The 21,518-nt window shown below is 53.0% G+C and carries 14 protein-coding genes; 7 read left to right on the plus strand and 7 right to left on the minus strand.

Annotated features, from left to right (window positions below; translation table 11 throughout):
* Positions 1 to 20 precede the first annotated feature (20 nt).
* The gene (gene dndB / locus KZX66_RS08585; protein WP_248078317.1) at positions 21 to 1,121 is read right to left on the minus strand and encodes a DNA sulfur modification protein DndB; all 1,101 of its coding nucleotides are present in this window, start codon (positions 1,119 to 1,121) and stop codon (positions 21 to 23) included.
* Between the two features lie 949 nt (positions 1,122 to 2,070).
* Here dndB and KZX66_RS08590 point away from each other — a divergent pair.
* The 3 genes from KZX66_RS08590 to KZX66_RS08600 are packed head-to-tail and all read left to right on the plus strand — an operon-like array spanning position 2,071 to position 5,121.
* Positions 2,071 to 3,360: an ATP-binding protein gene (locus KZX66_RS08590; protein WP_248078319.1), complete on the plus strand. Its 1,290-nt coding sequence runs from the start codon at positions 2,071 to 2,073 to the stop codon at positions 3,358 to 3,360.
* Positions 3,353 to 4,318, plus strand: coding sequence for an O-methyltransferase (locus tag KZX66_RS08595; protein ID WP_248078321.1), 966 nt, complete (start codon positions 3,353 to 3,355; stop codon positions 4,316 to 4,318). Before KZX66_RS08590 ends, KZX66_RS08595 begins: the two co-directional genes overlap by 8 nt.
* Complete coding sequence (locus KZX66_RS08600) at positions 4,315 to 5,121, plus strand: restriction endonuclease (RefSeq protein ID WP_248078323.1); 807 nt, start codon at positions 4,315 to 4,317, stop codon at positions 5,119 to 5,121. Before KZX66_RS08595 ends, KZX66_RS08600 begins: the two co-directional genes overlap by 4 nt.
* 157 nt (positions 5,122 to 5,278) lie before the next feature.
* Here the strand turns inward: KZX66_RS08600 and KZX66_RS08605 are convergent, their stop codons facing one another.
* The 5 genes from KZX66_RS08605 to KZX66_RS08625 all read right to left on the minus strand — a co-directional run bounded on the left by KZX66_RS08605 (position 5,279) and on the right by KZX66_RS08625 (position 14,439).
* Positions 5,279 to 6,055 (minus strand): hypothetical protein, encoded by a 777-nt coding sequence (locus KZX66_RS08605; protein ID WP_248078326.1) that lies wholly within the window; start codon positions 6,053 to 6,055, stop codon positions 5,279 to 5,281.
* An 877-nt stretch (positions 6,056 to 6,932) separates the two neighbouring features.
* Positions 6,933 to 7,844, minus strand: a complete 912-nt coding sequence (locus tag KZX66_RS08610) for a restriction endonuclease (RefSeq protein WP_248078328.1) — start codon at positions 7,842 to 7,844, stop codon at positions 6,933 to 6,935.
* A gap of 27 nt (positions 7,845 to 7,871) precedes the next feature.
* The gene (locus KZX66_RS08615; protein ID WP_248078330.1) at positions 7,872 to 11,072 is read right to left on the minus strand and encodes a DEAD/DEAH box helicase family protein; all 3,201 of its coding nucleotides are present in this window, start codon (positions 11,070 to 11,072) and stop codon (positions 7,872 to 7,874) included.
* The gene (locus tag KZX66_RS08620; protein ID WP_248078332.1) at positions 11,072 to 12,463 is read right to left on the minus strand and encodes a restriction endonuclease subunit S; all 1,392 of its coding nucleotides are present in this window, start codon (positions 12,461 to 12,463) and stop codon (positions 11,072 to 11,074) included. The genes KZX66_RS08615 and KZX66_RS08620 overlap by 1 nt, the downstream gene beginning before the upstream one ends.
* Positions 12,460 to 14,439: a class I SAM-dependent DNA methyltransferase gene (locus KZX66_RS08625; RefSeq protein WP_248078334.1), complete on the minus strand. Its 1,980-nt coding sequence runs from the start codon at positions 14,437 to 14,439 to the stop codon at positions 12,460 to 12,462. Before KZX66_RS08625 ends, KZX66_RS08620 begins: the two co-directional genes overlap by 4 nt.
* A 404-nt stretch (positions 14,440 to 14,843) precedes the next feature.
* Here KZX66_RS08625 and KZX66_RS08630 point away from each other — a divergent pair, with 404 nt between their 5' ends.
* The 4 genes from KZX66_RS08630 (at position 14,844) to KZX66_RS08645 (ending at position 20,860) form a co-directional block, all read left to right on the plus strand.
* Complete coding sequence (locus KZX66_RS08630; RefSeq protein ID WP_248078336.1) at positions 14,844 to 15,776, plus strand: chemotaxis protein CheV; 933 nt, start codon at positions 14,844 to 14,846, stop codon at positions 15,774 to 15,776.
* A 256-nt stretch (positions 15,777 to 16,032) separates the two neighbouring features.
* Positions 16,033 to 16,983, plus strand: coding sequence for an HD-GYP domain-containing protein (locus KZX66_RS08635; RefSeq protein ID WP_248078338.1), 951 nt, complete (start codon positions 16,033 to 16,035; stop codon positions 16,981 to 16,983).
* A 130-nt stretch (positions 16,984 to 17,113) separates the two neighbouring features.
* Positions 17,114 to 19,273 carry a methyl-accepting chemotaxis protein gene (locus KZX66_RS08640; RefSeq protein ID WP_248078348.1) on the plus strand — a complete coding sequence of 720 codons (2,160 nt, stop codon included), beginning with the start codon at positions 17,114 to 17,116 and terminating at the stop codon, positions 19,271 to 19,273.
* A gap of 153 nt (positions 19,274 to 19,426) precedes the next feature.
* On the plus strand, positions 19,427 to 20,860 hold the full coding sequence (locus KZX66_RS08645; protein ID WP_248078350.1) for a glycosyltransferase family 39 protein: 1,434 nt from the start codon (positions 19,427 to 19,429) through the stop codon (positions 20,858 to 20,860).
* Positions 20,861 to 20,876: 16 nt separating this feature from the next.
* On the opposite strand, the gene KZX66_RS08650 is transcribed toward KZX66_RS08645, so the two are convergent.
* On the minus strand, positions 20,877 to 21,365 hold the full coding sequence (locus tag KZX66_RS08650; RefSeq protein ID WP_248078352.1) for a TIGR00645 family protein: 489 nt from the start codon (positions 21,363 to 21,365) through the stop codon (positions 20,877 to 20,879).
* Between the last annotated feature and the right edge of the window lie 153 nt (positions 21,366 to 21,518).

The raw sequence follows: 21,518 nt of genomic DNA on the forward strand, positions 1-21,518 counted from the left end.
CCGATGTGAAGCGTAGAGCCTTACTGGCGGGCAGCAGCAAAGGCGCTTTCGATAATTTGCTCTTCAGGGCTTAAAGGAAGTCCGAGTGTGCGTTTGATTTCGTTGCACGTGAGCGTGATATTTTGGCTATTTTTCGCCATCCTTCCGCCAATCATAGCGCGCCCCTCCCACGTCTTAATGTTAGATCGAGACCAATCAATCTCACGCAGGTTGCTGAAAACGGTTTTCAGGTTGGGCTGCCCTGCTCCAGCTTTGTAAATGAATTTCCCAACGCGTCCCAAAGCTTGAAGTACGATTGCGTGCGAATGGATAAAATCCTGGCGCACCTCTCCGGCTGTCATCCGCCCTTCTCGTACGTATATCCACTCCGGGATTTGGTCGCCAATAACCTCCCAAAACTCATTGCATTTCTTCGATGCAGCAGAGAAATCTTCCAACTCCTGCTCGCTGAGCATCTCTAAAATGGAGAAATGAAGCGCACTTAGGGTAAACAGCTTGCGGGAACGCTTGGACAGTGACGATCGTTCCGACTCTATCAAGTTCCTGAACACTCGCGAGGTCAACCCCAAATGCTTAGCCACACTAGCTGCCGCGTTACGGTGATCATAAAGCACGCTCAACGAAGCTGAAGGCTTGACGGCGTGCCTATTGAGATCGGCGAACATTTGCTGACAACGTTCCAGTCCACGGTCATGAAAAAACACAACCGCGATGGTTTCATCACCAAGCTCAGGTCGCTCTTCAATAGCCAGCTCGATAGCCGCCCGCCGATGTTGCCCATCGTTGACGATGAATTTGGCGTCCATATCGACCGTCAACGTCCCCATACGAAAGTGATTGGTATCGCGTTCGCTCACTGGAGCGAAGCTTAAGCCACCGTCGATGGACGCCGTAATGGCAGAGAATGTGTAGCTTCCCGAGTTGGAGACGATGTATCGTGCAATTTCAGGAATGCGTGAGCGGTTGATCGAGCGCTGCGCTCTCAGCTCCGGCATCAACTCCTCATTGTCAAAGACAAATAGCTTCGCCAAAAGCCTAAGCGGGCACATCGAGACGTAATACTCCCGCCCCGCTTGTACTCCACGGATCGCAGGAAATGTGTAAGAAAAAGGACTAGTCATGGCTGCAAAGCCTACCATGTTTGCTTCTCAACAGACAAACAAGAGCAGTCATCCAGACGTACAGCTAGCTAGCCCAAATTTGCCCTTGTCAGCATAATTCAGACGACCGGTCTGAGCAGGAAATGCTGTCGTGAACGGCATTTACAGGCCTAAAGGGTAAAGCGCCTGTACATGCCTTTGATTACATAAGCTATAGCCAACTGCCATCCAGCTCACAATGGGGCACGCCTTCGTATGAATACGCAGGTGACGCAGCTAACCATCCAGCGGTAGCCATCGCGCTCAATCTTCGTGTGTAACGAAAAACTCAAGTCCGGTAATGATTCGAACGTAGGCTCAACGCTACCTACGATGCCGGTGAATTAGCAACCTATCGCTCATCAAAGCGCATTTTGCCTGCATAAGAGCTAAGCGACTGCAAACCTCCGGTGTGCCCAGCTACGGATCCGATTGTTGCATTTCTTGCATCTTCCATGAGCGAGCATCTCTCAACTGCACAATAGCTTCGTGCCATTACACGGTTTTTCGGTAATACTCTAGGAGCTAGGGATTCGTGGAAGACTAGAAATGGATTTCGATCGCACCATCACCCAACTTTGGTACGCACCAGTCACACCTTTCGGGGCCATGATCAAGATTCGCACGGTTGTGGGCCAATGGAACAGACCAAACCGCCGACGATTTCAACCACCCTATTTGAACCTGGTAGCATCACATCGCCCCGATCTACTACAATCTTCACAGAATTGTGTCGAAGTTAGATCGAATTGCATTGAATCATTGAACCTGCCTAAGAGTTTGATTTTCCTCATAAGAGAAGTGTACAACCGCGCGCGCAATTTTACTATATTCCGGGCGAGAGCTTCTACCCATCGCACAGCTAAATTCTTGTTTACTTCGCACCGCGCTGAACAGCGGCTACAGACAACTTCATTAAAGTGAAACATATATGATAGATAAAAACATAATAAAGGCAAATCCCACCAAAGAATTTTTCATCAACATGTTGACGCGTGACATTGCAACTGACCGAGCGATACTTGACTTAATTGACAACAGCATAGATTCCGCTATTCAAAACAACCTAAAAAACCCAGAAATAATAATAACCGCGACGAAAGAAAGCTTCCAGATCAAGGACAACTGTGGCGGCTTAGACTTAGAAAAAGCAAAGGGTTACGCCTTCCGTTTTGGTCGCCCCAAAGATGCGCCAGACACTCCAAACTCTGTAGGGCAGTTTGGGGTTGGTATGAAGCGCACATTATTTAAGCTAGGAACTAAGTTCGAGGTTGAGTCAAACCATAATCACACCGCATACAATGTAAGTGTCGACGTAGAGAAGTGGGTAAACCTTGATGAGTGGCACTTTTATTTTAATATACTTGAAGACTCAGACTTAAAAAATGGAGAAACGAAAATATCAGTAACCAAACTAAAAGAGGAGACGATCGAAAATTTCTCCGAAGAACCCTACCTCAACAACTTGATGAGGGAAATCTCTTCAGCCTACTTCAAGCAAATAAACAACGGCTTTAAGATTTACTTCAACAACACCTTAATAAAAAGCAAAGACATAACAATAAAAAACTCAAAAGACTTAAGCCTAATAAAAAAGAAATTCACATATGAAAATGTGGATATAACTATAACTTGCGGCCTATCGGACCGAAACAAAGATGACAGTGGTTGGTACATCGTATGCAATGGTCGGCTAGTTGCAGAAGCAGATCAAACAGAAAAGACTGGATGGGGAAAAAATGGAGCAAGCAAGTTTCATACTGACTTTGCCTTCTTCAGAGGCCTAGTTGAATTCGCCTGTGAAGACGCATCCAAACTACCTTGGACTACTACCAAAACGGGCGTGGATGGTGACAGCAAAGTATATAAGTATGCCTTACTCCTTATGGGGCAGTGCATGGAGCCAATCTTGAAGTTCCTAAGAGAACGTACTGAGGAAAATTACCATTGCGATCAGGAGCTAATAGAAGTAACACCTCTGGCCAATAGCATAGCCGCGGCAGACGCCATTAGAATTTTAGACGCGCCGTTTTCCGAAAAATTTATACGCCCCGAAAAAATTATCCCTCCAAAGCCAGACAAAAACCACACATCGATCACTTACACTATTTCGAATGACAAGCTTGAAAAAGCCAAAGAATCTCTCAACGTAAAAACTGCCACCCAAGTTGGCAAGCTAACTTTCGACTACTACTACCAGTACGAGTGCGAAGATGAGTAATAGCGGCAGAAAAATAAATTATTCTATTCGACCAGCCAAAAGCATTGAGCGTAAAATGATGCGAGATGTATTTAGCTGCCTCCGTCACCACGCGCCTCTTAGGGACTATCAATATATCGGCTTCGGATCAAAATACTTCGTAGATTTTTCTCTATTCCATCGTCATTTGGGGATAGAAAACTTAATAAGCATCGAAGCCGACACAACTAATATTGAACGATACGAGTTCAACAAGCCATACTCCTCCATTCAAATGAAGTTTGGCAGATCCACGGAAATACTACCGCAACTTTCCGCCCAACCTGGAAGAAAGATTTATTGGCTTGACTATGACGGGACATTCTCTCCGTACATGCTTGATGATGCCGCAATAATCGCTGGGACCATTGAAAGCGGAAGCATCTATAGCGCTAGTTTCAATTGTTCTCCATTAATTTCCGGCTCGCACCAGAATGACCCACCTGAAGATATAGAGTCTAAACTTGTAGATTTAGTTGGAAAGCCCTACGTTCAGCCAGGCATAGATACCAGAGGTTGGAAGCAAAGTAAAAGACTAGCAATATTTCTAAAAGAATGCTTAAAAAAAGAAATACAAAAAATAATAACAATTAGAAACACTGCACTACCTCCCGAAGACAGAATAATTATAGAGCAAGTATTATTCTTTCGGTATGCCGACGGCTGCGAAATGGCAACAATCGCTTTTACTTTCTATAAAGAAAGCGACACCCAAATTCACTCCGACTGCAGATTCAATGAACTTTACTTTCACAGAAGCGGAGACTCGCCCTTTGAGATAAAAACGCCAAATTTAACAATAAAGGAAATTAGACATATCATGGAGACTATGCCTGACAGAGAAAAACTCTCAAAGAAAATCTTCACAGATAAAGATATTGACGCATTATGGGACAACTATAGATACTTTCCAAACTTCACTGAAGTCGAGTCAACATGAATCGTCCAAGGACCATTGTCGAGGCCATTGTAAATATCCTTACCCAAAATAAGGACGACCTCTCAGCTCAGCAAATCTATGAAAAAATAGAAGAGAAACAACTTTACAGATTCAATACACAATCTCCTGTAGGAGTGGTCCGCCAGCAAATACGTAGGCATTGTGAAGGGCTAGCATTTCCCTCAGCCATGCCACGTAAGTATTTCTTCCAGGCAGAAAGCGGGAAGTATGGACTAATCAAAAATATTGAAACCTCTGTATCTATTACTACTACAAGCAAAGATAAAATCCCGGAAGAACACCTCCAGCAAGCTCATGAAAGACATATTACCGAGACAAAACAGGAACTCCTAGGAAAAATAATAACTTTACAACCTAGAGTTTTTGAATCCTTAGTACTCGACTTATTGCTAAAGATGGGCTACGGGATCAATGGATCAATTAAACACAGTCCTTCCGGTGCAGATGGTGGTATTGATGGTGAAATCCACTTGGATAAATTAGGATTCGATAGAATTTATGTTCAAGTCAAACGCTATGCATACAACCGTACAGTTGAGGCTTCCCAAATAAGGGATTTTGTTGGCGCGATGAAAAACGGTGTTAGAGGGGCCTTTATAACCACATCAAAATTCTCGAGGGCCGCAATCAACTTTGCAGAAAAAGAACAGCAGCAAAAAAACTTAGCGCTAATTGATGGAAATAACTTAGCACAACTGATGATAGAGTACGGACTGGGTGTCATAGAAACAAAACAATACTCCACATACAAACTCGACTCAGACTATCTTGGTGAAACTTAGTATTCTTTCGCCTATACTCTCCAGACAGTTCCCTGTTACCAGCCCTACAAAATCGCCTGGCTTTGAAGACGTACTATACGCCTCTGAGCCACGCCAAAGTAAAGCTACAATCATGATACAATACATTGAAAAGATTTAACTGAAAATCAGAATAACACTAACCTATATTGTTTTTAAAAAAGAAATTGGCGACCTCTTTTATAAATGGTTCATTACCATGATCCGCAGTCATGATCATGACATTTAGCCCATTTTCAATAATTCTTATTTTTGACTCAAAAAAACGAAAATTTAAAAAAACTCTAAATCTCAGACCTAAAATGTAAAATTCAAAAAAGTTGAACTCTTCCCCAGCGTGAAATGATGGAATTGATATTATATCATTCAACCCATCATACTTATTGACAGAAATCATTATTAAAGAATTTTCGAGATTGATACATCCTCCCAACAGGTACTCTTCGATCCGCCTCAAGCTCTCGTAACTAACTCGAACATCAGCACCACCAAAGCTACAATCCTCACCAGGCCATTTTATTGCACGCCATACGACGCTAACCGCAAAATAATGTAAAGACCTGACAATAAATTGATCCAAATCTTCAGTTGCATATCCATAATTTTCGCCACGAATACTTACGGGGTGAAGCAGCTGAAGAATTTCCAGAAGCGGAAATTTTTCTCCTCTAGCCCAAAGTTTTGAAACTACGTCTTCACCTCTTATGGAGAATGTTTGCTCACATTTTCCACATAAAAAATACTCCACTATCTGCCGATCCGTTTTTACAAATCTTTTCCGATCAATTTCAACTTTAGTTGGTGGTGAAAACTTAGCGCCTGAGGACCTAAGTACTTTGTAGGCCGATTTAGGCAATAAATGACTTTTCTTGAGAATTGCCTGTCTTTTGCACAATCCACATATCCCATTTTTCAATTATTTTCCTCTGCAAGCATTCTAGGAATTCTATTAAGCCAAAAAAGCTTACATCGCAATGTGAGATAGCGTGTCTGGCGCGTACATACTCCGCCAAGGAACGAATGACAACGGTTTTCCGAGCAATCTGCTTATCACGTTGGGCGGATCGCAAACGAAAATCCATTAACTCCGCAATTCGTTCGAGGATGTGGCGAGCTCGGACTGACTTCTATCAGCGGACTAAATTCCGATATAACAACGCGAAGCGCCAGCCACAAAAGCAAACCGTTCGGAGGTACTACCACAAATTCTATCCTCTGCCCGGCGCAATAAATAGTAGCCATCGGGATTTTCTATGCGGACTCTAACATTAGCTTTTTTCCTACAGCCAATACCAACTGAACGGCAAACTAGTGGCCAGCTTTGCCTGTCGCAACTTTCAGCTCAGATCGATTGTGGTCTGTTATCCCGACAGATTTTCGAAGGTCCCTGCTAATCATAGATACGAAAAAATTGCCACCTCGGATACACCCGAGAGCTAACAGGATACTTTGAGGTATTCCAATTGGTATTCCAGTCAAAACCTGGGACAAGAGTTTATTATATTAATCAATAGCATAAAGAACTGTTTCAGATTACCCCGGCCCACCACTTCATCATCTAAAGACGTCCACGGACGTCTTTTTTTGTGCCTGAAATCCAGCAAAATCAAGGGTTTAAGCGCTACTGGGGCTCCGTGGAGTTTTCTGAGCCCCAGCCGTTTGGGTATTTCAAATGGTATCCCAGGCTTTCTCGTGCCAATTTTTGAAATACCAAAACGGGTCACAGGCAGCTCTCATGCCCGCTCAGGCCCATCGCCTAGCTGCGCGACTAAGCCGGCCACCAGCATTGCGACTCACTCTTCAGCGAAGTAATCACTGTCCAGCTGCTTCACTTCATAGACCTGTTTAACGCTCACACCCAAGTTGTTTTCCACCATCAACCGCGCCAGCTCAATACCGTCGATCAATACCACTTTGATATCCAGCCCCAGCGCCGCAGTGCGGGCGCCTTCGGAAAACTCCGAGGTGGTGATGAACACGCCCTTACGCGCACGCTGGCGAGTCAATGCGCCGATAAACTTGTCGATTTCCGGACGATGCACCGTATTGGCCCAGCGTTTGGCCTGCAGATAGATCACATCGAGACCTAGCTTGTCTTCTTTGATGATGCCGTCGATACCATCATCGTTGGTCGCTTGGGTCGCTTTGCCAGCCTCTTTACGCGAGCCGCCGTATCCCATAGCAATCATGAGATCGACCACCAATTGTTCAAAGAAGCGGGGGGTGGCCAGCCGGACTTGCGTCAGCAGCTCATCTGCCAGGGACTGCATCAGTGCTTGATGCGCCTCAGCCAACTGCTCGTCTGGCGTGGTTTCGGCGATACCAACGCTCAGCAGGGATGGCGCGTCGACTGATTGCGGTTTGGCCGTATGGAAGTCCGCAAACTCGGGAAACTGCTTTAACCAGCTCACCGTGATGCGCTGCGGGCCATTGGTCAACGCATCAAGACCACGCGGGGTAATTTGCACCATGCCTTTAACCGGAATGCACAGCAGCCCGGCCTTATTCAAATAGGTACGAGCCCAGCCCACTCGGTTGTTGATTACCGTCTGCTGACCAGACGGCAGGCGCTCCTTGCGTTCGTCCTCGGTCAATTGAAATTGGTCAGCCATCCGTTCGCGCAGCTCATTGAGCGGCAGCGGCGCACCGTTCTGCACGGTGCTTAACACCGGGCGCATCACACTTTGAAAATCCGGAATTGCCACGGTTACTCCCTAATTCTGGCGGCCGATTCAGATTCCGTCCGCGCGGTTTTCATCAACGGCAGCCGCAGTCTTGAGCATCTTCAAAATCACCAGCGCAAACGCGCGGCTCTTCGTTTCGTTGTCCAATACTTCCAGTGACAGCTTCTCGTGGTCGGTCATGGCGTCCAGCACGGTGTCGAGGACGCGCTTGGGAAACAAGCCGTGCATCACTTGATCAACCGAATGATTGTTTACCTGGGCCATCACATCTGCTTGGCGGCTGATGCGCTGGGCGATGCCGGTAAGGAACTGCAGTTGGTCGTCGTCGCTCACTTCAGCACCAAAGATATCGTTAAGCGCCTCAATGATTTCGGATAAGCGCTTCTTCTCCGGATCATGCGGCTTACCGCTCCCAACGTCACTGCCGGGTTTGACGGTGTATTTGCCCGTTTCCTCGTTCAGACGCAGCACGTGCTCAGCGCGCTTGCTCAGGCGGTAGTGGCTCAGTTGCAGCTCCCCCACATCCACGTCATCTTCCAGCAGACGATCTACGCGCAGCAGCGGGTGCAGATGCTTGGCGTACACGCACAGTTGCTCTAGTTCGCGGTCCTCATAAGGCACGATCTGCGAAAGAAACTCGTATAGGCGCACAAAGCTTTGCAGGTTCTTGCGGAACAGGTCGAGCTGATCGACCTGCTCGCCAGCTTCTTTCAATGCGTGCTCGGCTTTTTTCAAGCCGGCGCTATCCCCATTGGCTTCGGCGGTTCGTTTGTAATCAAGTGCCTGCTGACGAGACTCCTGCGAGAAGGCATAGCGCTTGGCAAAGCGCTCTTTGGCCGGCGCACAGTAATAACTGAGTTTGCTGGCTTGCGCCTTAGGATCGAAGAAGGCTAAGGCAAAAGCTTCGACCTCTTGCCAGTGATAGATGCCCTCGGCATCCAACGTCTTCTGCAAGTCATAGATGATCTGCGGGTCGGTCACGTCGGTCAGCTCGGCCTTGGTGTAGTACGGCAAGAAGGCGTCGAGAATGTCCTGCGGCTCGTTGAAGAAGTCGAGGATAAAGGTTTGTTTGTTGTTACCAAAGGTGCGATTCAATCGCGACAGGGTCTGCACGCAGTCCACGCCTTGCAGTTTCTTGTCCACGTACATGGCGCACAGCTTGGGCTGATCAAAACCGGTCTGATACTTGTTGGCCGCGATCATCACGTTGAAGTCCTGGGTGTCGAAAGCGTCCGCCAGATCTCGGCCATTCAGGCCCGCGTTGAGCAGGCTGCTATTTTCCGTCACCTCTTCGGGGATTTCCTCGTCCGGTAATACGCTGCCGGAAAACGCCACCAGCGGATGCACATCGCTGTAACCCATCTGCTGCACATAAGCTTTTAATGCCAACTGATAACGCACTGCTTCCTGACGGCTGCTGGTGACGACCATCGCTTTGGCCTGCCCATTGAGCAGACCACGGATATTGGCGCGGAAGTGCTCGACGATCACCTCGACCTTCTGGCTGATGTTGTACGGGTGCAGCCGCACCCATCGGGCTAGCTTGATACGCGCCTTTTTACTGTCCACCTCGTCGTCTTCGCCATCCGGGTGGGCGATTTTCCAGGCGGTGCTGTAGGTGGTGTAGTTGCGCAGCACATCGAGGATAAAACCCTCCTCGATGGCCTGGCGCATGGAGTACAGGTGAAACGCCTCGGGCTTGTTGCTTGAGCTGGCCGGCAGCGTCGGGTCGGCCGGGCGACCGAACAGCTCCAGGGTCTTGGCCTTGGGCGTGGCGGTAAAGGCGTAGTAGCTGATGCGCTCGTTCGGCTGGCGCGCCTGTACGGCGGCGTCAAGCAGCTCGTCGGCGCTGACTTCTTCGGCATCCAGCGCATCGCTGCCGAGAATCTGTTTCAGCTTGCTGGCCGATGAGCCGGTTTGCGAAGAATGCGCCTCGTCGGCGATCACCGCATAGCGCCCGCTGGCCAGCTTGGGGTACTTGTCCAGGGCATCGAACAGCGCCGGGAAGGTCTGGATGGTGACGATGATGATGCGCGTCTGCTCAGCCAGCGCCTCGGCCAGTTGTTCGGATTTGCTCTGGTTGCCGACATCGCGACTGATCGGCTTGACCACACCCTGAGCGTGTTCGAACTGGTAGATGGTGTTTTGCAGTTGGCTGTCCAGCACCGTGCGGTCGGTGACCACGATCACCGAGTTGAACAACCGCTGACCGGCCTCGTCGTACAGCGAGGCCAGTTGGTGAGCGGTCCAGGCGATGGAGTTGGACTTGCCTGAGCCGGCGCTGTGCTGGATCAAATAACGCTTACCCGGCCCTTCGGCGCGGGTGGTGTTGATCAGCTTATTGACCACTTCCCACTGGTGGTAACGCGGGAAAATCATTGCTTCCTTCGTTACCGGTGTGCCGTCGAAGCCTTCGCTGGTTTTCTTGTCCAGGTGCAGAAAGCGCCCCAGCACCTTGAGCCAGGCATCCGGCTGCAGCAGCCGTTGCCACAGGTAGCTGGTGGCGTACTGACCGTCGTCCTCCGGCATCGGGTTGCCTGCGCCGCCTTCTGCGCTACCTAGGTTGAACGGCAGGAAGAAGGTGTCTTTACCCGCCAGTTTGGTGGTCATTGCAACTTCGTTTTGGCCGACGGCAAAGTGCACCAGCGCGCCGCGTTTGAAGGTCAGCAGTGGCTCGGGTTTACGCGTTAGCGGGTCTTTTACCGGACGGTCCTGGCGGTATTGGCGCTTAGCGTTTTCCACCGATTGCTTGAACTCGCTTTTCAGCTCCAGCGTTGCGGTGGGGATGCCGTTGACGAACAGCACCAGATCCAGACGCGGGTTGTAGCTCTGCCCGCCGCTAGCGGCATCACACGCATGCGGCGAGTAGGACACCTCCGGCACCACGCGCAGGCGGTTGCACTGGTAGCGTTTGAGGGTGTCCGGGTTCATCCCGTGGTCGGGCTGGAAACTGCACAGCTCGACCTTTACCGCCGGCAGCTTAAAGCCGTGGCGCAGCACATCCAGGGTGCCGCTCTGCTCCAACTCGCGCACCAGCTTCTGCACCAGTACGCCATCCGGATCATTGGGGTTGGCCTTGGCGAACTTGTCCCAACGTTCTGGCCAGGCGTCCTTGAAGTAACCCAGCACATCTTCGGTATACAGCGCCGTGCGGCGATCATAGCCGCTGGCGGTGCCGACCAGCCAGCCTAGGGCTGCTAGGGCGTCGATAATGTCTTGTTGAAACTGAGCTTCCTTGCTATCCGCCATTACACGGCCTCTTGTTCTAGTTCTGGGGTTTGCGCGCTAGCCGGTGGTTGCCAGCCGCGCACGTCGATTTTACCGGTGACGGCGGCGGAGATTAGGGCGGAGCGGCGTTCTTGGAGCAGGCAACGCTGACTAGCGGTCTCAGTAATCAGGTCATCTAATTTTTTTAGCATGTCACTTAGAAACTGCAGAATGTTCTTCTGCTCGCCAAGTGGCGGGAGTGAAAGAGTCATATCCATTACGACTGACTGCGAGATGTTTTGCATCGAGTCACTTGCGCCACTCGCAGCCAATTCAATTTGACTTCTAGGAGCGTTTGATCCGAGATACAGCGCCAAAAATTCGGGAATAGCCCGCTCCATGTTTAGACGCAGTCGGTAAAGTTTGTCGCACAGCATCAGTCGCGGGAAATCTTTTGTCGCAACAGCGGTACTGCCAACCAATTCTCTAGTATTCGCTCTCGATATCAATAGGTCGCCTTGCTTGATCGCTAGTCTCTCTACTGGCTCAAGCTCAACGGGTAGATGCTTGTTCTCAGCAGAGTTAAATTGGCCGCCATTTACACAGCCGACTTTTAATACACCCCACTCACCATCTTCAGCTGGATAGTTATCGCACTGAGGGCTCCATCCTTGTTCGAGGTGGCTAACTACATATTTTAGAGCTGTTACTTCCCAATGCGTCGGTACCTTGCCTAACCACTGTGCTCCGGAGTCTTTCATCGGCACATTCGGGTCGAGTCCTTTGGTGACGGCGTGCGAGATCATTGCGTGGCGCTTTTCCTTGAGCAGTTCGATCAGGCGCTGCTGCTCTTCGATCAGCGCGTCGATGCGGGCGGTTTCGTGGTCGAGGAAGCGAGCGATTTGGGTTTGTTCAGGGATTCCAGGAGCTGGAACTTTTAGATTGGCAATAATTTCTTGATTGATATTCGGCTGCCCACCACCTGACGCGTACAAATCGATGATGCTTTGCTTAAAAACGAGCAGCCAATAAAACGTGAATTTGACATGCAAGTACTTCGGCCGAGTCAACAAACAGCATGCTTGATTTGTAGTGGCATCAACGCCAAGGATTCCAAGTCTTCCAATAGTTGCGCCATACATAGCGATAGCTAAAGAGCCAGCAGGATGAAGTCGGAGCGCTGAAAAAGCAGAAAGAACAGTAGATGAAAGTAGTTTTTTGGTCTCCCAAATAACACCCTCTCTCAGCTCGCCTGTAGTCACCCAGGGCACGGTTCCATCCTCATACCACCCAGCTTCACTAGTGGGTGGTGTGGTGCCGCTACCAAGCTCCCCAAATGCATGAGATATCTTCCAAGACTCCCAATACGATGGCACCGCCCCTAGCCACTCGACCCCGGAGTCCCTGTAGCCCGGATACGCTGGGAACGTCATGCCGACAGCCCCTCGATCATCTGCTTGATACGGTCGGTGCAGGCTTTCAGGTCGCGGTCGATCTCGGCCAGCGGGCGTGGCGGCTGGAACACATAGAAGTGGCGGTTAAACGGAATTTCGAAGCCGACAATGCCGACCTCGCCGTCCAGCGCATCGGTTTTGCTTTCGTCGATCCAGGCATCTGGCACATGGGGGATGACTTCGCGCTGAAAGTAGTCGTACACCGACTCGCCCAGCGGCACATTTTCGTTGTCGCGCAGGCCGGCATCGGCTTCCGGCTGGCCTTTGCTGGTACAGATATCCGCCTCGGGGTCACGCTCGCCCAGGGCGCTCATAAGGGCTTTTAGCTCCGGCGTGCTGAGGCTGAGGCTATGCGCGGTAAGCGCTTTTTTCAGCAGCTTGCTGAACTGCTCGCGGTTACGGTGCAACTGGCTGGCGTCCATCGCTTGCAGGGCAGCCATGAGTTGCTGCTGGGCGGCGCTGTCGAGTTTCTGCAGGGCTTTTTCTTCTAGCACCTTGGCGATGCGCTCGTCACTGGCTTGGAAGTTCAGACGCAGCGGACGCTCGACGGTGATACGCCGGTAGCCGAAGGCGTCGATGGGGAAAATCTTGCTCTGTGCGCTGTGCTCGAAACTGCCATACAAACGCACCAGCTCGCTGATTTGATCCTCGGTGATGTACTGGCGCTTGCTGCCCAGCGACTTGCGCATTTTGGCGTAGTGCTGGCTGCCGTCGATCAACTGCACCTTACCCTGGCGCGCAGCGGCTTTGTGGTTGGAAAGAATCCACACATAGGTGGCGATGCCGGTGTTGTAGAACATGTCGGTGGGCAACGCGACGATGGCTTCAACCAGATCGTTCTGCAGCAGGTAGCGGCGAATCTCCGACTCACCCGAACCCGCGCCACCAGTAAACAGCGGCGAGCCGTTAAGGATAATGCCGATGCGCGAGCCACCGTCGCGCGGATCACGCATCTTGCTGACCAGGTGCAGGAGGAAAAGCAGCGAACCGTCGGACACGCGCGGCAGGCCGGGGCCGAAGCGGCCTTCGAAGCCCTTGTGGCTGTGCTCGTCGGTGATCTGCTTCTGGACCTTCTTCCACTCTACGCCAAACGGCGGGTTGCTGAGCATAAAGTCAAAGCGCTTGTCGGCAAGCTGGTCGTTGGACAGGGTGTTGCCGAGCTTGATGCTGGCTACATCCTGGCCCTTGATCAGCATGTCCGCCTTGCAGATGGCGTAAGACTCAGGGTTAAGCTCCTGGCCGTGTAGCGACACGCTGACCTTCTCGCTGATGGACTGGATGTACTCATCGCCCTCGGACAGAAAGCCGCCGGTGCCGGCGGTTGGGTCATAAATGGTGACGATGCTATTGGGCGCGAGCTTGTGGTCCTGATCGGTGATCACCAGCGAGGTGGTGAGGTGGACTATATCGCGCGGGGTGAAGTGCTCCCCGGCGGTTTCGTTCGAGCTTTCCGCAAACTTGCGGATCAGCTCTTCGAAGATAATGCCCATGCCGAAGTTGCTGATGAACTCGGGGCTCAGATCGGTGGCGGCGAAGCGCTGCACCACCTGATACAGCAGGTTGGCGGTTTCCAGCTGCTGAACGAAATCTTCAAAGTGAAAGTGCTCGAAAATCTCGCGGGCATCCTTGCTGAACGCCTGCACGTAGCTCATCAGGTCGGCGGAGGTTTGGGTGTCTGACAGCGTGCCAAGGGTCAGTGGCGAGGCGTTGAAGAACTGCTGTCCACCTGCGGCCCGCATCATATACATATCACGTACGGTGTCCGGGCGGCCTTCTTGAGCATAGAACTCGCGAACCACAGCGTCTTTGTTTGGCGCCAGGACACACTCCATCCGCCGCAACAGGGTGAATGGCAGGATGATGCGACCGTATTGCGACTGCTTGAAGTCACCGCGCAGCAGATCGGCAATGGACCATAGAAACGCAGCCGTCTGGGAATGATTTTCCGTGTTCACGCAATAACTCCTTGGAGTACGGGCAAAACCGCAAGTCTAACACTTGAGGGTGCACATCCGGAGCGTCCGCTTTAGCTTGTCAACTGCCACCGAGCCGGCGTCCACTTTGGGCAGATCTGGCTGACAGTCCTATCCCCCATATACCTTAACCACCCAAACCCGCCTCCAAATATGCGCAACTTTATTACACCGCCTCATTCAATCTTAATAATTCTCAACTAAAACTAGTAACTTAGCCAACTATCTATTTTCAACCCATCAATCGAATAGCCCTTCCCCGCCCCCCTATTGCTTTAACGATAAACCCACCCATTATTTCTCTTCACATATCTTTTACATTCCCACACATATGCTAATGTCATTAAGACATCACCACTGTTTAAGCCAAGACCAAGGGGGCGTGTATGGCAGGTGTAATGGCATCCGTAAACAGCCGCACGCAACTGGTCGGCCAGAACAGACTGGAACTATTGCTATTTAGATTCAACGACCATCAGTTGTATGGCATCAATGTCTTTAAAGTCAGGGAAGTTATTCGCTGCCCCAAGTTATCTCTACTACCAAAGTCTAATAACAACATTTGTGGCGTGGCCAATATTCGGGGCACGTGTATTCCGATTCTAGACCTCGCGATGGCGACTGGGCTGCCGGGTATCACGGATAAGGAAAGCGCTTTTATCATCCTTACGGAGTACAACAACCGCGTTCAAGGCTTCTTGGTGTACGCCGTCGAGCACATCGTCAATTTGAACTGGGAAGACATTCATCCGCCGCCCAAGGGCAGCGGCGATAACAATTATCTGACGGCGGTGACTCGAAGCGATGACCGCCTGGTAGAGATCATTGATGTCGAAAAGGTGCTGACGGAGATCTCGCCGTCCAGCGAAGAAATTTCCTCAGGCGTGCTGGACGACGACGTCACCCAGCGGGCTCGTCATCTGCGTGTGTTGACCGTGGACGATTCGATGGTGGCGCGTAAACAGGTCACCCGCTGCCTGGAGACGGTCGGTGTCGAAGTGGTCGCCTTGAACGATGGTCGCCAGGCGTTGGACTACCTTCGCACCATGCTCGACGAGGGGCGAAAGCCGGAGGAGGAGTTTTTGATGATGATTTCCGACATCGAAATGCCGGAAATGGACGGCTATACCTTGACCGCCGAAATCCGCAGCGACCCACGCATGGCTGCCTTGCACATTGTGCTCCACACCTCGCTGTCGGGTGGGTTCAACCAGGCCATGGTCAAGAAAGTCGGGGCCGATGACTTCCTGGCGAAGTTTCAACCGGACGATCTCGCCGGCCGCGTGGTCGCGCGCATCAAGGCAACGATTCCAGCCTGACGCTTAAAACAACACACCTCAAGCCAAGGAGGCTGCCGAGAACAGTAATAAAAAGAACGTCAACAGAGGGCATGCCATGTTGAAATGTAATGAGCTCAATGATCAGACGCCTGATGGCGAAACCAAGCCATTTTGGCGGGACCGGGTGCCAAGCGCCCAGCCTGACGCCCCGTGCGCCATGGGGTGCGGTGCCCAACCCGGCGATGCTGGGTCCTCGTCTGCTCCGGCCGTCGCAACGCCAAATCCCCCCACGTCCATGCAGGATGAACTGGTCGCCGCGCAAGCCATCTGTGGCCGCGCCAAGACCGCCGTGGTCGAAATGTTCGGTCATGCCCGCATGGGCAGGGCCTTGGAATTGGAAAGCGTCAGTGCACTGGTCGAAGATATTTCCAATTCGATCGCACGCCATCCCGATGCTTTTATCAGCCTGGCACGCTTGAAGAGCATCGACGACTACACCTACATGCACTCGGTTGCCGTGTGCGCATTGATGATTGCCGTGGGCAACCAGCTGGGCCTCTCCAACGCAATGATCCGCAGGGTCGGGATGGCCGGGCTGCTGCATGACATCGGCAAAATGGCCATACCTGGCGCAATCCTCAACAAGCCCGGCAAGCTCAGCGATGATGAATTGCAACTGGTACGCACCCACCCGCTGGAGGGTGAAAAAACCCTGCTGGCCACCGCGCAGATGTGCGAAATGGTCGTGGATGTATGCCTGCATCACCACGAAAAAGTCGACGGTACCGGCTACCCCCATCAGTTGGTGGGCGACCAAATCAGCCTGGTTGCGCGGATGGCCGCGGTCTGCGATGTCTACGACGCAATCACCTCGGACCGGTCCTACAACCAGGGTTGGGACCCCGCTGTTGCGATCCAGCAAATGTCATCGTGGGAGGGGCATTTTGACGATGAAGTGTTCCGCGCGTTTTTAAAGTCCGTGGGCATTTACCCAGTCGGTTCTATTGTTCAATTGAAAAGTGGCGGCATCGGCGTGGTCATCGAACAACACGCCGACTCGTTGTTGGCACCCAAAATAAAAGTGTTCTTTCTACCCGTACTGAACATCTATATCCCCCACCAAATAATAGACCTGAGCGAGCCTAACCAACCCGATCGTATTATTGCGCGCGTCCCTTCACAACGTTACGGTTTCAAAAACACCGAGCGCTTGTGGCTCGACGCTGAAACATCACAGACGCACTAACAATCTACAGCGCTGTACAGCATATCCATGCCTAAACAGCCGGTGATTCATTAAGCCTTGCGTACACCAAAAACACTGAAATGCCGACATCCCATGATGTTGGTAACTATAAGCGCGGGCGGGAAACATCATGAAATTCAACTCATTGCAGACTCGAATTTGCTTTACGGCCGGACTCTGCCTGTTTATTTCGTGCGCAAGCCTGGTGTTATATGGGTTGTACTCCTCAAAGGCCAATGAAGCCTACGTCGGTACCGAAGTTTCGACATTGATAGAAAGCGCCACCATCCGCGAAGTGCAAAACCTGGCGGAGTCGCGTGCCAATGCCATTCAGGCGAAGCTGCAAAATGCCTTGGACTCGGCACGCACACTGGCCAATACGCTCGGCGCGGGCAAGGCCGCACAGAGCCCGCTGGCCTTGAGCCGGGACGCCATTAATACGATGCTGCTCAGCGTGCTCAAGGACAACCCGGACTTCAACGGCACCTACTCCTGCTGGGAGCCGGATGCGTTGGATGGCCAGGATCAAGCCTTTCGCAACAACGAGGGCGGTAACAACCCGTTGACGGGCCGCTTCACTCCCTATTGGACGCGAAGCGCAGACGGCCACATCGCGGTGCAGCCGCTGGTTGAATATGACTCCGATGCCCGCCACCCCAATGGCGTGTTGAAGGGCGGCTGGTACTCCGGCCCCCGGGACACCCTGAAAGAAAGCGTACTCGCCCCCCTCCCCTACGTGGTGCAAGGCAAGAATGTGTGGCTGACCACCCTGTCGGTGCCGATCACCGCCAATGGCAAGTTCTACGGCGTGGTCGGTGCCGACTTCGATATCTCGTTTATCCAGAAGCTCAGCGAGCAGATGTCCGCCGACCTGTATGGCGGCAAAGGCTCCGTGTCGATCCTCAGCCATCAAGGCCTGGTGGTGGCCGACAGCAAGCGGCCGGAGCTGATTGGTCAGCCACTCAAAGCCTTGCTACCAGGCACTTGGGACAAGGTCCTGGCCAATGTGCAGAAAGGCCAGGGCGACAGCCGCCTGAACCAGGACACTCAGGAAATCGAGGTGCAGATGCCCATCAACCTCGGCCGTACCGGCAAGCCTTGGGCTATCGTGATCCATCTGCCCAAAGCGGTTGTCATGAGCCAGGCCCTCGCACTTGAGCAGGAATTGCAGTCACGCGGCGTCAAGAGCAGCACCTGGCAGGTCTCGGTCGGTGTTGCCATTTCCCTGCTGGCACTGCTCGCCCTGTGGTTCGCCACCGCGAAGATCGTCGGCCCGATTCGTGAAGCCGCCGCCTTGGCCGCCAACATCAGCCTGGGCGATTTCTCTCGGCGGCTGGAGCAAAAGTCTGAAGATGAAGTCGGTCAACTGTCCTTTGCCTTGAACGATATGTCGGAAAGCCTGCAACGCCAGGTTCGGGTGGCCGAACGTATTTCCGAAGGGGACCTGGACCTGGAAGTGCGTCTGTCGTCGCCCAACGACACACTGGGCAAGTCACTGGAAAAAATGGTCGGCAACTTGAACGCCCTGATTTCCCAGGTCCAGGCCAGCGCCACACAAATCACCGGGAGCTCTGCGCAGGTCACCGAGTTGAGCCAGTCATTGTCCGATGGCGCATCGAACTCGGCGTCTTCGATCACGGAAATCAGTGCGGTGATGACGCAAATGGCGGCGCAGACCACCGATAACTCTGCCAACGCGAAAAAGGCCGATGAGCAGTCCCAGGCAGCACGCGCCGACGCAGGCGAAAGTGACAAGCTGATGAGTGAACTGATCGCGGCCATGGCCGAAATCGACAATTCGGGCAAAGACATTACCGCCATCATCACCACCATCGACAACATTGCCGCGCAGACCAACCTGCTGGCGTTGAACGCGGCGATCGAGGCGGCACGTGCCGGTGAGTTGGGCCGTGGCTTTGCCGTGGTCGCCGATGAGGTGCGCAGCCTCGCCGCCCGCAGTGCCGAGGCGGCGCAGCAAACGGCGGCGCTGATTGCCGACTCTTCGACCAAGACGCAACGCGGCATGGTCATCGCCGGGCGCACCGCTGACTCGCTGCGCAACATCGTTACCGGCACCAGCACCGTCTCCAGCCTGGTGTCGATGATCTACCAGGCGTCCAGCGAACAGGCGTCCGGCTTGCAACAGGCCAGTATCGGGCTGGAGCAAATCGACGAAGTGACCCAGCAGAACCAGCTCAACTCGCAGCAATGCGCAGCAGCAGCCAGGAACCTGTCGGAGCGCGCCAGTGCCATGCAGCAAGGCTTGAGTCGCTTCAAAGTCAAAGCCTAGCGGTACGTCTAACGCAGCCGGGGGGCGCGCCCCCCTGGCATCGCGTGATAAACCCTCTGTCCGTTCACGAAATATTAAGAATCGCCTCCCTATACTCGCCCCTTGCCCGAGTCGTTCCCCCCGAATGCCCTCCTGCCCTGGTAGCCAGACTTCATGACGCGCCCCGCTCCTCTGCTGCTCCTTCTCGCTGGTCTGTTGTTCTTCTTCGCCCTGGGCAGCCATGAGCTGCAAGGCTCCACAGAGGCACGCGTCGCCGGCATCGCCATGGCCATGCACCTGGACAATGACTGGGTGATCCCACGCCTGTTTCGCGAGCCCTTCCTGGAAAAACCGCCCCTGAGCCTCTGGCTGGATGCCGGCGCGATTCGCTTGTTTGGCGCCACCACCTGGGCTGTGCGCCTGGCTTCGGCGTTTGCCGGACTGTTCAGCGTGATGCTGTTCTACGGCATGTTGCGCCGCTTCGGGCGCCCCAAAACCCTGGCGTTTTGCGCGGCGTTGATTCTGGCGACCATGGCCAGTTACTGGGGCAATGTGCGCGGTGTGGGTGAGGATTCGTTGCTCAGCCTCGGCGTGACCACCGCATTGCTGGCGTTCTACCAGGCCGTACGCCCCGAACGTGAGGGGTCCAGTACCGACGCGTGGGCGCTGTTTACCGTGGGGATGGTGATCGCCACCCTGAGTAAGGGCGTACTGGGCCTGGCCATGCCGGGGATTGTGATTTTCGTGTACCTGCTCAGCACCAGCGTGATGGATAAACGCCTGCGCATCGGCGACTGGATCAAACCGGCGGTATTCACACTGCTGGCCTTGGTGCCGCTGCTGATCTGGCTGGGGTTTCTCTACCAGCGCGGCGGCCCGCAGGCCGTGGCCGAGGTGCTGTGGACCAACAGCGTCGGACGCTTCAGCGGCTCGTTTGTGGAGGCCGGGCATTACGAGCCCCTCTACTACTACATCGCAAAGCTGCCCGAGGCCTTTTTGCCGTGGAACATCCTGGTGTACCTGGGCTTGTGGCACTTTCGTAAAAGCCTGGTGCGCAACCGCTACTACCTGTTTTTCAGCGTGTGGCTGGTGGCGCAGTTCACCCTGCTGACCCTGGCCTCCAGCAAGCGCACCGTTTACCTGATGGCGCTCACGCCAGCCGCAGCGGTGCTCGCGGCAGAATATGCAGGGGTCGTGTTGGCGTGGCTCAAGACGCGCAAACCGGCGCTGTACCGCTACCATCGCGGCATCATCGTCGGTGCGTTCAGCCTGGCGATTGCCAGTTATCTGACGGCCGCGTTCTGGTTCGCGCCAAAGGCGGACAAGCGCGAGTCCTTCGTGCCGGTGATCAGCCAGGCCAGGGCCTTTCAAAACCAAGGCAAAGACGTGGTGATGTTCCGACCCAACGAGCGTATCGCCGGGGCGAGCGTGTTCTATCTGCAGGGGTACTTGCCAATCCTGCAAACCGAGGCAGAACTGCGCAGTTTTCTCACGGCCAAGCCCGGCAACGTTGCGCTGCTGGACAACCCCAGCCAGTTGAACGAGAAGGTCAGCGTGATCAAAGAGATGAAGATTGGCCGCCAGCCTTACTATTTCATCGAACAGTAAGGCGGGCGCGAAGGGATCAGTGCTTGGTGACCTTGTCCAGGTAACCCATGGCAAACGCCGAGACCACGAAGGTCATGTGGATGATCACGTACCACATCAGGTGCTCGGGATCGACGTTCTTGGCATCCATGAAGATGCGCAGCAAGTGGATCGAAGAAATCGCCACGATGGAGGCCGCCACTTTCATCTTCAGCGACGAAGAGTCCATGGTGCCCAGCCAGTTGAGTTTTTCTTTGTTGTCATCGATATCCAGCTGCGAGACGAAGTTCTCGTAGCCGGAAATCATCACCATCACCAGCAAACCGCCGACCAGCGCCATGTCGATCAACGACAGCAGCAGCAGGATGACGTCAGCCTCGAGCATGGAAAATACGTTGGGCAGAACGTGGATGATTTCCTGGAAGAACTTCAGCGCCAGGATCAGCAGGCCCAGGGACAATCCGAGATAGATCGGCGCCAGCAGCCAGCGTGAAGCGTACATAGTGTTTTCAATAAAGCGTTCCATGGGGTCTCACACAGCGTGGCTAGAAATGGCGGCGAGTATACCAGCCGCCACAAGACACCTGTAACCGCGAGAAAACTGACCCAGGCGGCTTCTGTAAGAGAATTTTTCTGCTAGTGTCGAGCCGAATAACTCGGCTCGATGACGTCGGACAGG

The sequence above is a fragment of the Pseudomonas sp. EYE_354 genome, assembly GCF_023148575.1.
Taxonomy (GTDB): Bacteria; Pseudomonadota; Gammaproteobacteria; order Pseudomonadales; family Pseudomonadaceae; genus Aquipseudomonas.

What these genes read in the sequence shown, in the direction of transcription:
- KZX66_RS08600 (WP_248078323.1), top strand. Translation starts at nt 4,315, where the DNA reads ATGAATCGTCCAAGGACCATTGTCGAGGCCATTGTAAATATCCTTACC.
- KZX66_RS08650 (WP_248078352.1), bottom strand. Translation starts at nt 21,365, where the DNA reads ATGGAACGCTTTATTGAAAACACTATGTACGCTTCACGCTGGCTGCTG.
- KZX66_RS08615 (WP_248078330.1), bottom strand. Translation starts at nt 11,072, where the DNA reads ATGGCGGATAGCAAGGAAGCTCAGTTTCAACAAGACATTATCGACGCC.
- KZX66_RS08640 (WP_248078348.1), top strand. Translation starts at nt 17,114, where the DNA reads ATGAAATTCAACTCATTGCAGACTCGAATTTGCTTTACGGCCGGACTC.
- KZX66_RS08590 (WP_248078319.1), top strand. Translation starts at nt 2,071, where the DNA reads ATGATAGATAAAAACATAATAAAGGCAAATCCCACCAAAGAATTTTTC.
- KZX66_RS08620 (WP_248078332.1), bottom strand. Translation starts at nt 12,463, where the DNA reads ATGACGTTCCCAGCGTATCCGGGCTACAGGGACTCCGGGGTCGAGTGG.
- KZX66_RS08630 (WP_248078336.1), top strand. Translation starts at nt 14,844, where the DNA reads ATGGCAGGTGTAATGGCATCCGTAAACAGCCGCACGCAACTGGTCGGC.
- dndB (WP_248078317.1), bottom strand. Translation starts at nt 1,121, where the DNA reads ATGACTAGTCCTTTTTCTTACACATTTCCTGCGATCCGTGGAGTACAA.
- KZX66_RS08635 (WP_248078338.1), top strand. Translation starts at nt 16,033, where the DNA reads ATGCAGGATGAACTGGTCGCCGCGCAAGCCATCTGTGGCCGCGCCAAG.
- KZX66_RS08645 (WP_248078350.1), top strand. Translation starts at nt 19,427, where the DNA reads ATGACGCGCCCCGCTCCTCTGCTGCTCCTTCTCGCTGGTCTGTTGTTC.
- KZX66_RS08595 (WP_248078321.1), top strand. Translation starts at nt 3,353, where the DNA reads ATGAGTAATAGCGGCAGAAAAATAAATTATTCTATTCGACCAGCCAAA.